This window comes from Burkholderia torrens, from assembly GCF_984668525.1.
The window spans coordinates 2418814-2432057 of record NZ_OZ480212.1 but is presented as its reverse complement, the minus strand read 5'-3'; the positions used below and the strand labels follow the sequence as shown (position 1 = coordinate 2432057).

Below are 13244 nucleotides of genomic sequence, written 5' to 3'. Positions count from 1 at the left end.
AGAAATGAAACGCATTTCTGGATTGAGGGTTGGGGTGGGGGGCGGCGGTGCTTGTTGCCGTTATTGCTGCGTTGGGGGCAAAGGTTGTCGGGGCGCCGACGGATTCTTACCTGGCTTATCGGGAGAAGGTCGCGGCGGAGGTTGCCGCGCCCAGGATGGAAGATCAGGCGGATCTGGACAAGAAATATGCGGCCGAGGTGAATGCAAAGCTGGTTAAGCTGCATCGGGCAGTGTAAGGCGAAGTGGTTTCTGCAAAAGCAGAGCATAACGTGCAGAGCGTTGTCGCCGATGACGGGATGACACGCGGGCAGGACGGTCTGTTCTTGAAGTTGGATGACGCGATGGTCAATCTTCTGGTTACGACGGTGTCACTTTTGCAGGTTCGGGAAAAAACGGCCGATGTTGGGGTCAAGTCGATCGATGATGCTGCCGTTATCTTGTAAGGACACTCTTTGTGCGACGTGTTCGCCGATGATGCCGCGAGTTTCGGTTTGCTGAACTGCCGCTAAAGCGCAACCCGGCTGATGCGGTGGTGAAGGCGCGGCTGTTCGGGGAAAGCCAGGATGGGGTGCCGGGAGCCGAATATGTTGGTCATCTCTGTAAAGCAAGGGAGAGGATTTATGTCCTCTGGCGGGACGTAACGGTGCCGGAACCGCGGCTTGTGGCGGCGGCAAGAGTGTTTCACGAAGAGTTTTCCGGTGCAGAAGAGGTATTCGCGGAACGTTGCGGAAACAGATGCGATGGTGGGTGACGTTGTTTTTCGATATGAGGTTATCGTGCGGGCGCAATCTCGTTCGATAGTACCCTAAACATCGGTGACAACCGACGGCTGAAAGTCGGATATTGGCGTAGATGCCGTTCGTTTCGTTGCCACTGGGTACTTCAATTTCCTTTTTGCCTCGCGTCTTCAGTCATGGACATTGCTTTTGAGTCGCCTGATCAATTGGACGTGATCGCCCTCATCGCCGATCTGTACGCCTACCAGGACAACTTGTACCCGCCGGAAAGCCGGTGCGCGCTGGACCTTGCATCATTAAAGTGTCTAGGGCTAGACTAGACCGAACAGACAGCGTCGGATCGTCTGACTCAGTGGCCATTCGACATGCTAGCGAACATCGTCAACAATCTGTCTGCCGAGCCACGCCGCGCTGACTCCTTGGCAAGCACAGAAGCGTCGGCGCTACACCGCTGTCGACGCGAGGCAAAAGCTCCATTCGGCAATCTGCCTACCTAAACTCGGGTAGAACAACAAAATCGGTATCAATCAGTGGTGGACAAATGACAGTAACAGTCGCGACGGTAACTACCGGGGCTAGGATTCTGACGCCATTAGTAAAAGACTTATACACGAAGGCAAAAAGTATAGGTGCCACTTATCTCGATAACTGGGCGGCGTCCCAGTTCCCGAAGCGACTGGCGAAGAAAATCAGCAAAATTGAATCGGTAAAGACTCTCTGGCAATTTGAAAAAGAGGTGTTGATCAGAGATTTCTACTATCCGGCGGCTATCTCGTTCAATGGCGGAAAGAAAAAGGTCGAGAATATCGGTGATCTTGGGGCTAACACAGTCGTAATAGAGGGAATCGTAGGGCAAGGAAAGTCTATGTTCCTGCGATATCTTTGCATACAAGAATTATCCGAAAGCGGCAGCGGTAGGCTACCCATTTTCATTGAACTCCGATCAGTGAAGTCGGGAAAAGACCTGATGGACTACATTCTTGCCGAGATGAAGACGTATGAGATCGACGCTACGCGCGACTCGTTTCACTTCCTCGCGCAGACTGGAAAAATTGCCATTTTACTCGACGGATTTGATGAACTCGACAATTCGCTGATCTCGAGCGTTGTAAGGGAGCTGGAGTTAATTATCGAAAAGTATGAAAACATCGTCGTTTTGGTAACCTCCCGGCCAGATTGCGACATACAAAAGTGTCCACCATTCGAGGTCTTGCGATTGGCAAATATAGGAGTAGAGGATCACCTGCCATTCCTTAGTAAACTCGGGCTGATGCGCGTTCGAGCCAACGAAATTGCAATCGCTATCTCTGAGAGTCCAAACGAAATCTCTGAACTTATTGTAACGCCATTAATGTTGACGTTAACGGTAATGGTATATAAATCGGAGAATTCTATCCCGCCGCTGCTTGCTGAATTTTTTGAATCATTGTTTGCGACGGTTTTTACGCGGCACGACAAAACTAAACCCGGTTTTGAGCGGAAGCTTCAAACCGGGCTCGGCGAGCGAACACTCCAGAAGTTATTCGAAACGTTCTGTTTTATGTGTGCGCAAGCCGGGTTTACCCGGAGTCTCACGGCCGAACAGTTTGCGTCGACATTCGAGCGGTCGGCAGAATATTTTACCGAAGGTGCTACAAAGCTTGAGGCGTTCCGACATGACGTCAGCAAGGTCGCTTGCTTACTTCTTGAAGAAGGAGTCGGCGATATGACATTCCTTCATAAAAGCATTGCGGAATATTTTGCTGCGTCCTTTGTTCGTCGATTGCATGAGAGTGCGGCTCAGAAGTTCTATGAGAGGGTCAGGGGTGACTATCGTAAATGGGAACAAATACTTAATTTTCTGTCGAAAATTGATCAATATCGATACAATAAGTTCTTCCTTATCCCAGACTGCGAAGATTTTTTGAGAGATTTTCCGTCTGGCGCATCTTCCGAAGTGAGCATACTACAAGCGTATTTGCGGAAGCTGACCAATGGGGTAAGTATTCAACTGGCCGAGCGAAAGGGTACTTTGCGTGTGACAACTATGCTCACTGTGAGCGAACCTGATGCTATGCACGAACGTTCATTTACCCATCAAAAGGTGTTGAGTAATGTGGCATTTTCGTCAAATCTGAATGCCTACAGCGATATTTTGCTTAAGGGTGGGATTCGCCTAGCGAGACCGCACACGGATCGAAAATCAAGGATGGATATGGTTGAGAAGCCTCTTTCGGAGATTTATCAAGAGATTGGATATGATCCGTTTTTGATATCAATGAGGATAGGAATTCAGCGAGTTGAACGAGAGCTGGAAATGGCACGTAAATACGTAGCGGCCGAAAATCGCAAGGAAGACATCTTCTAAAGTCTCTTGCAAGCGCATGCCACAATCGAGCGCATTCCTAGCAATGCGGTCGTCCAGTGCGGGGCGATGACGGCTCTCGATGAGGTGACGGCGAGGCCATCTCAGACCTGATCTGACGCGGGCTGACAGATGAGGTCGTGACTTATACAATTAAAGCAACCCAATGTGCTGTTTGCTGTTGCTCGGGACAACGAGGGGAAGCAATCGGGTGTGGTGCGGGGCGGTTGTCGTCCATCCCGAATTCGGCGAATTGAAGCGCATGTATGTCAGCCCGCGAGCTCGTGGGCAAGGTGTTGCCAGGAGACTTATTTCCGTGCTTGAGTCGCGTGTAATTGACTCGGGCTGCTCGGTGCTAAAGCGTGAAACCGACCCCTCGCGTTGTATGCGTCTGCTGGCTATCAACATCGAGGATCGTTTGGTGACTATGCGGACGACCCGGTGAGTGTATTCATGGAAAAATATATTGCAGGCTGAGAATCTGGCTCACTGGGCATCGGATAACCGAAGTGTAGTCCAAGGGGACGTCTGGTTTCGGCTGCGGATTCAACCCATCGATGCAGCGCTCCTTGCCGCTATGCAGTGTGTTGTATCGACGAGTTGAATCCGCAGCCATAGGTATTCATTCATCGCAGAATTTTGTACGCCGGTTTTTATAAGTTCGACAAAAATTTAAGGTGTGGTTTACAATCAAAAAAATTTTAGAAAAATATTTCCAATGAGCTCCAGAATTGATGCAGCCGAAGCACTTGAGATTGGTGACAATATCGCAAAGAACGGCAACAACGCCTTCCTATTTCTAACAGGAGATAACGGCAGTGGAAAGAGTTCCCTACTGTTGGATATTGCGAAATCGATAGCTAAAAAAAGGGCGAACACACCATATGGGGATTTTGATCCCGATAATCACTCGCCAAAGATCATAGCCTACTCGATGGCGCCATTTAGCAAATTTGATTCCGGTGACGCAAATTCTCTGTTGGCGCGGAGATCGTTCGAACGAATAGGCGGGGGATCGAGTGGTACATCCAGATATGCATTACTTTTTCAGGCAATCGTCCAGTTCTGTATTTCGGACGAGAGTAAGCAACCACTTTTTCAAGAGATCGCTGATGTCACTCGGTTCTCTGCAACATTCAGGGTTCGCCTCCGAATTGAACGAGCTCGATTGCAAAGATTTCCACGTCTGGAAATTGATAACAATCCGGTAGCGCGGTCAATCCTGCAATCTACTTCACTTGAGGTTTTCATGCGGCCGGGGACTGTGCGGATTGCTACACCGTCGGACGCAGAGATGCCCCCGTCAAATTTTGATGCTCACTTTCCACCTACGGTCTCGGGAGAGTCGCGTGATCTCGCCGATGCACTAATGCTCCTTCGTCGACTTGGCGGCCTTCGCGTCATTCGCGTCGAATATGCAACGCAGGAAGATTCATGGAGGTCCGCCGATCAGCTCAGTTCCGGACAGCTTAGCTTTTTTGTTGGGCTGATGGTTTTGGCCAGTGCAATTGAAGATGATTGCATTATTCTCATTGATGAACCAGAAATAAGTCTTCATCCTGCTTGGCAGGAGAAATATTCTCAACTTATTTACAAGATCGCCAAGTATCACAAACGCTGTAGGTTTTACATAGCAACTCATTCGCCTATGGTAGTCAGCGCTGCTAAGGAAAAAGGGACCTTGGTTATCAATCTCGGCGCTGAATTGATCAGTGCGTCAGATATGATGGGCTCGACTGTCGGGAACATAGAAGAAGTTTTCGCGGTATACTTCAATACGCTTACCTCGAATAGTCACTTTGTCCGAGAAACAGCTATTAGAGCAACTCAAGCTCTGGCGATGGGTGACGCCAACGAATTTTCTATTTTTACAGATATTCTTCGGAAATTGAAACCTAAAATTCAAGATGCGCAAACGAAGAAGTTGGTCACGGCGATTTTGAAGAGGGCTGTTTCGTGAATATTGCGATAGAGAGTTTGTGCGACAAAGATATTTTTGATGGTGATGATCTTGCTGCTATCGAAAAAATTGAAAAATTGACCTGCTCATCACGTGATAAATGGGGCCACGATGATTTCAAGGTTGCATATAAAAAAATAAAAACCGCCTTGGTTAATGAGCAAGGCAGACATTGCTTCTATTGTCAAAAGCAGTATTTAAATATTGCGATGGATGATTGGCACATTGATCATATCGTGCCCATCGATGAAGATGAGAGGTTTACATTCTGCGATAGGAATCTCGTCGTCGCATGTAAATGGTGCAATCGGTTGAAGAATGACAAGCCCGTTTTGGTAAAGCCACCAAAGACTGCGAAATACTCAAAATCTAAAAATAACTATCGTATCGTACATCCTAGATACGATACCTACTCTGCTAATATTGATATCCTTGGGGGCCACGTTTACGTCGGGAAGACGCCCAAAGGTAGAAGAACGGTGCACGATTGCGTTCTTGATAGATTCATTTTGAGTTACCTTTCAAGTGTAAAGGCTTCTGATCGCCAGTTTGTAGAGGGTGCTTTAACTCTTTTGCTATCTGGTAATCCTAAAAAATTAATTGAATTCATTAAGGCGTTGCCATAATTCTGTGGGTTTTCACTGCGTGAGCATCGATTGTGAAGGTGAAATTTCACGGGATACAAACGAATCGAATTCGCTCGCGCGAATTGCCTGCAGTAGATCCTTGGCGACGCTTTCTACAAACACGAGGTAAGGACCTATCCGCAATTTCGTGGGTGACTCATATCATGAGAGGTAAAAATCATCGATATACCGATGAAGAAGAAAAGGCAAACTGTAGCGCGTCAGGCAGCGGCTCGCAGACCGCTGCCTGAACGTAAGCACTCGACCAGCACCGTAGAGTAGGTCGTTGACGACGGGAGCGCGATGCTATCGGATGGGTTCGACTTGGGCAGTAGACGGAAGCGCCGACGCCACGTTCCACGGCAACAACTCGTCGATGCGGTTGATCGGATGGTCAGCGATGCGCTTAAGAACATAGGCGAGATACGCCTCGGGATCGAGGCCATTCAGGCGTGCCGTGCCGATCAGGCTATACATCGCGGCGGCACGTTCGCCACCGGAGTCGGCGCCGGCGAACAAGTAATTCCGTCTGCCGAGGGCGACGCCGCGCAGTGCTCGCTCGGCGATCAGGTTGTCGATTTCCGCACGCCCGTCGCTGCAGTAGTAGATGAGCGCCGGCCAGCGATTCAGCGCGTACTGAATCGCCTTGGTCGTGTCGGATTTTGCAGAGAGCGTGGCGAGCGTTGCTTCGAACCAGCGTTTCATGTCGTCGAGCAGCGGTACCGCTCGCGCCTGGCGCACACTGTGTCGCTCATCAGGTGGTTTGCCACGGATCTGCTCCTCGATCTTGTAGAGCCCGCCGATCCGGTGCAGCGCTTCCTCCGTTACCGCATTGGGACGGACGGCATGTAGATCATGGATCTTTCGGCGAGCGTGGGCCATGCAGGCAGCTTCCTGGATGGTGCCGCCGCGATACAGCTCGGCATAGCCGGCAAACGCATCGGCCTGCAGCACGCCGGTGAAGTCTGCAAGATGCTGCTGGGGATGCTCGCCCCGTCGATCGGGCGTGTAGGCGAACCAGACTGCTGCCGGCTCTTCGGAAGCGCTCGGCCGATCATCGCGCACGTAGACCCACAGACGTCCTGTCTTTGTGCGACCGTTGCCGGGCGCCAGCACTGGCAACGGCGTGTCGTCAGCATGAACCTTGCCGCCGGCCAGCGCGTAGCGGCGCACGGTGTCGACCAGCGGCGCGAGCAACGCTGTGATGCTTCCCATCCAATACCCCATTGCATCCGGATCAATCTCGACGCCGTCGCGCGCGTACATGACTGCCTGGCGATGCAGCGGGATGTGGTACGCGAACTTCGACACGGCGATGTGCGCGAGCAGCGCTGGGCCCGGGATGCCACGATCGATCGGTCGACTCGGTGCCGCGGCCTGCACGATGCGATCGCAGCATGCGCAGGCCAGCTTCGGACGGCGGTGGCGAATCACGCGGAAGTGCGCCCGGACGTATTCGAGCTGTTCCGCGACGTCTTCGCCCAGCGGTTTGAGTTGCCCGCCGCAATCGGGGCAGTCATCATCGGCGGGCAGATGGATCCGCTCTTCGCGCTCAAGGTGATCGGGCAACGGCTTGCGGCCGACACCTTCGCGACTCGGCCGTTTCACTGCATCCGCCGCGGCCATATCGGCCGAGCCTTCATCGGCCTGCAGGTCTTCCAGCCGCAATTCAAGCTGTTCGATCTGGCGATCCAGCTTCTCCGATTTTCGGCCGAACTGCATCCGGCGCAGCTTGGCAATCGTCAGCTTCAGATGTTCGATCTCGATCGCGCGCGACGAGAGCTGCTCGCGCAAGCTGGCGACCATCGCCTTCAGCGCTTCAATGTCGTCGGGGAGATCGGTGGGAGCAGCGGACATGCGGTGAGCTTACACGACGCCACCCACAAGCTCTCCACGCGTAATGAACGTTTACAATGCGCTTCGCGGGCGTACCGCATCGATCGGCTGCCGCCAATCGAAACCTTCGAGCAAGAGCGCGAGCTGAGCGGTCGTCAGCGCAACAACACCAGCATCGGCGCGTGGCCACGCGAAACGTCCTTTCTCGAGGCGCTTCGAGAGCAGGCACAGGCCACCGTCGCACCACCACAAGCACTTCAGCAAGTCGCCGCGCTTACCCCGGAACACGAACACGTGCCCGCTGTAGGGATCCTTCTCCAGCACGGTTTGTACCTTCGCGGCTAATGAGTTGAAGCCGGAACGCATGTCCGTGACGCCCGCCGCGATCCAGATTCGCGTGTTCGGCGGGATCACTTCAGACAGTCTCGCAAATACTGTTCGGCGAACTCCTGCGACACACCGCGGATACGAATACGTCGTTTGCCGACCTCGATCTCGATTTCACAGCCTGGCGGCATCGCCGGGCTCGCCGACACGTCCGGCGTTTGCGGCAGAGCGTGATGTGGGATGTCTTTCGCAGGCAGATCGACCACATCAACCGGTAGCAGCGCGATGTTTGGTACCGACGGTGCAGGTTGCGTATCGAGTAAGCTTCTTCGCCACTGCGCGACCATATTGGCGTTCAAGCCGTGCGCACGCGCTACCTCGGCAATCGAGCGATTCGGATCGTTCGCTTCGGCAGCAACCGCTTCCCGAAACTCCTTCGTGTAGTTCCTCGATCCCGGTTGTCTTCCATGCACCACTGGCTTCATCAATCTGATTCCCATTACATCTGATGGGAATCAGATTGCCGGTGCCGCGCCCTCATGAACAGACGGTACGTGTCGAGCGCTTACGCCTGAACTGTCCAAGGAGCTGCTAGATCAACTCGTTAAAGGGCCGATGACGCCGGCCGAGGTGCAGGACCTGATGCTAGCGTTCAGCAACGCAGTCATCGAACGCGCGACGGGCGTTGAGATGATCTGCATCTGGGCTGCCCACCGGGTCAGCCCAAGCCGGCCAGTCAGGTCAACGAGCGCAACGGCGCCAGCGGCAAGACGGTCATCACCGATCAGAGCTAGCCGGGATGCGCCCAAGCGCTATCGCCTTCTAAATCCTCACACATCAGGAGCAGAAGCCCACTGGGCGCAGATTGCTGAATCGGTCTCAGCTTTAAGCTGACCAATCTCAAAATCGACTAGCATCTTTCCCGCAGTGAGAGCGTCGTTCACCCACTTTGGTCGGCGCCCCTTTCCAGACCACATGTTGCCATGCGCGTCCGCATACTTCGGGGGCCCGTTTATGGCGGTTTTCGTGACGGCCACCGTTTTGCGAAAATCGTCTTGCGGCGTTGCGTCGATGCCAACGATGCGCAAAAATAGGGCAGGATCCGCGGCTTGCAACTCTAGTGCCTTCCGTTTGAGGAGCGCAATCAAGCCATCAAAATCCAACGTTCCGCCAGCCGGGTTGTTCCATTTCCTGCGGCGCTGGAGCACAACTACAAAGAAACCAATCTTCGAGTTCGGAGTCTGCATGTACTGCCCCTTCAACTGCTCATCCAAGGCCACAAGGTAGTCGGCAACAGTCCAGCGCTCGGACATCTTGAGCTCAACCGTGGCTCGAAGGTCGCCTACCTGACACAGGACATCGCGCCGGGTTGCCGCTGGAAGGATTGACTCCAGTGTCACGACATAACGGCCACCGCTTGCATGATTCAACTCGCTGCCAAGAAGCGCCTGGAAGTCTTCTTCGAGGGCTAGGCCTTCGGTTTTCGTCTTGATGTGTTCCATGACCACCAGATTGAACATTCGTCGAAGGCTGAATTCGCCATGTTCGATGCCACGCTGCACTGCGAGTAGGTCGTTGTGGACAGCTTGAGCGAAAGCAGCGAATCCAATCGTTGGTGGTGCGAAGTCGCGTTCGAACTTGGCGTAGCTCTGCTGGGCGACTGGAACGACGTAGGCTTCCTCCTCGCGCATCTGAAATTGCAACTGCCTCATGTATTTCGCTCGCGCTCCGCTGGTCTTCTTTCGAAGGTCGTCCAGTACGACGTAGGCCGCTTGGGACTTGGCACTAGAGATTGCAGGAAGCAGCGAGTCGCGAAGACGTTGTGCGTGGTCGCGAGCGCCAACTTCAAACACCCGCCCGTCTTCGTGAGCGATATCGTCGGGCTCACGCACGACGGTCACCACCCACTCATATAGGGCTGCGAGAGCCTTCAGGCCGTCCGTGCCTCTCTCTGCTAAACCGCTCAAGCGGCTCCGCTGGTCCTGACCGATATACGCAGCCAGGTCGAACATGAACTCTTCCGCGGCGCGTTGTTCGGCTGTACGCCAACTTTCCCACCGCGCGTTGAAGGTTGCCGGGTAGTGCAACAGCCAGAACTGGCCCCAGACGACCGCGTTTGAACGGTGGCGCGTCATGTCGCGGATACCGGCCTCAAGTCCACTACGCACCGTCTGCTCATCTGCATTCCCAGGCGAGGCGACGGGACCATGACCGGGCGGCGTGTCGCGGAACGCTACAGACATGCGCGACCAAGCTTCGCCTTCGAAAGCGCCTTGGTCGAGACCTCCCCCTTCAACTACCGCGCAGGCCAGGGCAGCCGCAAGCGCATACGAATCGACGCTAGCTGAGCCTGTCGCGAACGTCCACGCCGCGCCGGACAGGCCGCGCTGAACCGCGGGAGGCGCGTCCGGCAAATGCCGAATTAGTGCGGCCGCCTGGTCAGCCGACACCGCGCCGGCGTCTGCCTTGGCCAGCACCTGGCGGAATTCCTCGATCGCTACCGCCTCATTGGCGCGCACGACGGACCAGAACCACTTCGGATAGCCGTTGATTTCAAAGCGACCGTAGGAGAGAGCTTGTTTAACCTCAGCGACGGACAGCGCTGGAAGCTTGGAGCCGTCTCCAAGGTCAAGGTGAAGCCCCTGAAGGCCTGCGACGGTCACGTAGTACGTGGTGTTGCGCTCGTGCTCGCGGAATTCAGGTGCGCGGGCGCGCCATATAGCGCTCAGCCCTGCTCGGGCGGCGCTAGCAAGGTCGACGCCCGCTGCCTTTTCGAACGCCGAGAAGTCGCAATCGCTGTAGTGCGAGTAGTGACTTGCCCGGCATAGCCAATTGGCAATCCAGGCAAGCGCATTCGCGTTAGATCCGTCTCTCACGCTATCAATTTCGTTCGACAGCGTGTCCTTGGAATGATTGTCCAGCTCCAGCTTCTTTCGCTTCGCCTCGTTGGGCCAAGTAACCGGCTTCTGTGCAGCAGCCTTCTCCTTGAGCGTGGATACGAGTTCGGTGAATCTAGGCTCGGCAAGCGCATTAACATCGCCGTCTTGCCACAGCGAGTACATCCCGTAGGAGACAAGCGTTTTCCAGATTCCGTCGGACGTTCGGTCACTTTGAGCGATGACTGCTCGAAGTAGGTCCCGGCGAACGGTGTCGGATACCTTCAGTGCGGCGCGGAGCTCAGGATACTCGCCGTTTCCAAAGTGGAGCTTGCCGTGCGCCTGGCAGTACGCCAGGCACAGCTTGGTGACGCGTTCGACAGGAAGGCTATCGGTTCGAACAACGAGCGCAATCAACTCTTGAACGGCCTCTGCGAAGTTTTCATATCTTTCGTTGTGCCCGTAATGCTCCGCATCAAAGTTCTCCACCAAACGGGATAGCAACCGCTCAGTGAGCGCCGCAAGTTGTTCTGGGCTTGCTGAGTCTGCGACAGCGTGCGTGAGAGCCCACGTGAGATTGAACCCGCCGCTGCTGCACATGTACTGCTTGCTTGCTAATTCAGCGATCGTGTCGGCGTCGAATGTCTTCCACGCAAGCTCACTAAGAAGAAGCTGAAGCGTTCGTTCTTCAAGGTGCGGGCTCATCTTAGCCGCATCAGCGAGTGACTGAGCATCGTCATCTCGTTCGAGCGACAGCAGATACGCGAGTTCTGCTGGATTTCCTAGCAGCTTCGCGTAGTCGTTGCCATGCTTGGACAGAACCTTGTCGCGGAAAACTCCCAGACGAGCGTAGGTAGCGACATCGAGAAGCGCGATGCGGGCGTGCCAGTCAGAGCCAACGCGGTCGTAGGCCTCCAGAAGTGTCGGTTCAATTCCAGGCTTCGCAGCTTGCCAGTAGTTCTCCGCCGTTAGGGTGAAATAGTTGCGTCCTAGTGTGTCGCCGCAAGTGTCCAGCCGCTCCACGCTGCGCTTCAGCGCTGCGCTCGCCTCAGCCAATGGAACTTGTGTACTACGCAGATCACCGAAAAATGCTACGGCCTGCGGCTCAACCTCCAGCAACTCTAACCTGCAGTGCACATTGAATGTGGATAGCCAGCCGGCGAGAGTCAGGTACGCTCGATGTACTCCACATTCACCAGTCGCTGCTCTCCACGACAGCGAAGCAACAAGCCGGTGCGCATCTTCGGGCGACTGAACCAGGGACGAGAGGCGCTTTGCGGCGAGATAGGGAAGCAGTTGATCGGGATAAAGCTTGACCTGATGCCGGCCAGAATCGATGAATAGCCTGGAGCCAAGCAGATACGCCAATGAGCTCTCAGAGAGCAAGGAGCCAACGAGGGGCCGGCACGACAGCACCCCATCCTGTACCTTGAGAACATCCCCGGCCAACTCCATGTTTGGCAGTTGACAAACGGCCGAAGCTGCCGCGAGCTTTTCTAGGGCGTCGCTCAAGCTCTCCGGAGAAGGCCGTCCCACCAGTGCTTCGCGGTGGTCTGAGCGCTGCTGAGCCTGGACGCCAGAAACCATTCGCTCAAAGACGGAGGATAGGTCGCTAGGCGGATTGGTCACCGGGTCAACGTAAGCCAGTACGTCGAGACTTCCAGGGCCATCCGTGAGTTGATTTAGCCCGAAACGCCGCGCCGCGTCGAGCAATGCCTTACCGTCTGCGACACTATGGCGCTTCTCGAGGTACCGCCTCGCTGCGCTCTTTGAGAGGGGAAACAACCGGAAGACCTTCAAGTGCTCCTTCGGGATGGACTTCGCCTTAATCGTGCTGCTGGCGTCGAACGCGGCGAGGCCAGCGCTCGGAGCTTCATTCACATCGACTTCTTCTGACGTGTCGTCAGGCGACGCGTCCTTTGCGTTGCTCGAATAGAGCGTTGTGCAAAGCTCTGCTTGAACAACATCAAGAACAGAAGGCGTGAGAGTTGCGGGGCGCGAAGAGAGAATCCAACTGACATCTGCGCCTGGATACCCAACTGCCCTGGACACCCTGCGAAGTGCCGACTGTAGCCCCGATTCCCGACCCAGCACCGCCTCATCCAGAGAATCCACAAACAAGTGCAAACGCTCGGCGGGCGAGTCCTCCCATGCTCCGAATGCTTTGGCCTCGGTCGTTTCAAGAGCGATGTGAAAGTCGGGCTCTTCGAGAAGCCGATGAAGGGCAACGAACACTGCATGCCGCCCTTCGTTACGGAGGCGTTGCGCGCAAGCTCGCAACTCTGTCGTTTTGCCGAAATTTGCACGCGCAGTGATGAGCGAGAAGCGTCCGGCGAGGAGTTGCTTCCAGCCTAGGCGCTTGCGACCCATAATATCCTGGGCCAGAAGCTCCTTGACCGAGTACTCGGTCAAGAGGCCAAAACGTCGTTCTAGATCGAGATAATCGGTCATCGCGTGGTAGCCCAGTCAGCTTCTTCTTCGTTAGTGTCGGCTAGGCCGACTTCGAGTGCGGCTGCCTATGGACCTATTTTGGGATTT

General features: G+C 54.6%; 10 protein-coding genes and 1 pseudogene. 7 read left to right on the top strand and 4 right to left on the bottom strand.

What is annotated here, in order from left to right:
- Positions 1–47: 47 nt before the first annotated feature.
- The 6 genes from AC5LXX_RS27095 to AC5LXX_RS27070 all read left to right on the top strand — a co-directional run bounded on the left by AC5LXX_RS27095 (position 48) and on the right by AC5LXX_RS27070 (position 5667).
- Entirely contained in the window at positions 48–236 is a 189-nt protein-coding gene (locus tag AC5LXX_RS27095) for a hypothetical protein (RefSeq protein ID WP_493411705.1), read from the top strand.
- A 33-nt stretch (positions 237–269) separates the two neighbouring features.
- Complete coding sequence (locus tag AC5LXX_RS27090) at positions 270–443, top strand: hypothetical protein (protein ID WP_493411704.1); 174 nt, start codon at positions 270–272, stop codon at positions 441–443.
- Positions 444–1278: 835 nt separating this feature from the next.
- Complete coding sequence (locus AC5LXX_RS27085; protein ID WP_493411703.1) at positions 1279–3084, top strand: NACHT domain-containing protein; 1806 nt, start codon at positions 1279–1281, stop codon at positions 3082–3084.
- Between the two features lie 163 nt (positions 3085–3247).
- Positions 3248–3526 carry a GNAT family N-acetyltransferase gene (locus tag AC5LXX_RS27080; protein WP_493411702.1) on the top strand — a complete coding sequence of 93 codons (279 nt, stop codon included), beginning with the start codon at positions 3248–3250 and terminating at the stop codon, positions 3524–3526.
- A gap of 273 nt (positions 3527–3799) precedes the next feature.
- Positions 3800–5041 (top strand): AAA family ATPase, encoded by a 1242-nt coding sequence (locus tag AC5LXX_RS27075; protein ID WP_493411701.1) that lies wholly within the window; start codon positions 3800–3802, stop codon positions 5039–5041.
- Positions 5038–5667, top strand: a complete 630-nt coding sequence (locus AC5LXX_RS27070; protein WP_493411700.1) for an HNH endonuclease — start codon at positions 5038–5040, stop codon at positions 5665–5667. The genes AC5LXX_RS27075 and AC5LXX_RS27070 overlap by 4 nt, the downstream gene beginning before the upstream one ends.
- Positions 5668–5973: 306 nt before the next feature.
- Here the strand turns inward: AC5LXX_RS27070 and tnpC are convergent, their stop codons facing one another.
- Genes tnpC through tnpA form a run of 3 tightly spaced genes read right to left on the bottom strand, consistent with a single transcriptional unit; the run spans position 5974 to position 8315 of the window.
- Positions 5974–7524 (bottom strand): IS66 family transposase, encoded by a 1551-nt coding sequence (gene tnpC, locus AC5LXX_RS27065; protein ID WP_493411699.1) that lies wholly within the window; start codon positions 7522–7524, stop codon positions 5974–5976.
- A 51-nt stretch (positions 7525–7575) separates the two neighbouring features.
- A complete protein-coding gene (tnpB, locus tag AC5LXX_RS27060) occupies positions 7576–7917 on the bottom strand; it encodes an IS66 family insertion sequence element accessory protein TnpB (protein ID WP_036047966.1) in 342 nt (113 codons plus the stop codon).
- The gene (gene tnpA, locus AC5LXX_RS27055) at positions 7914–8315 is read right to left on the bottom strand and encodes an IS66-like element accessory protein TnpA (protein WP_175038127.1); all 402 of its coding nucleotides are present in this window, start codon (positions 8313–8315) and stop codon (positions 7914–7916) included. The genes tnpB and tnpA overlap by 4 nt, the downstream gene beginning before the upstream one ends.
- Before the next feature lie 91 nt (positions 8316–8406).
- On the opposite strand from tnpA, the pseudogene AC5LXX_RS27050 reads away from it, so the two are divergent.
- A pseudogene (locus AC5LXX_RS27050) lies at positions 8407–8618 on the top strand (IS256 family transposase); the annotation flags it as partial.
- 42 nt (positions 8619–8660) lie between these two features.
- Here AC5LXX_RS27050 and AC5LXX_RS27045 read toward each other — a convergent pair.
- Complete coding sequence (locus tag AC5LXX_RS27045; protein WP_493411698.1) at positions 8661–13157, bottom strand: H-NS family nucleoid-associated regulatory protein; 4497 nt, start codon at positions 13155–13157, stop codon at positions 8661–8663.
- Positions 13158–13244: the final 87 nt, after the last annotated feature.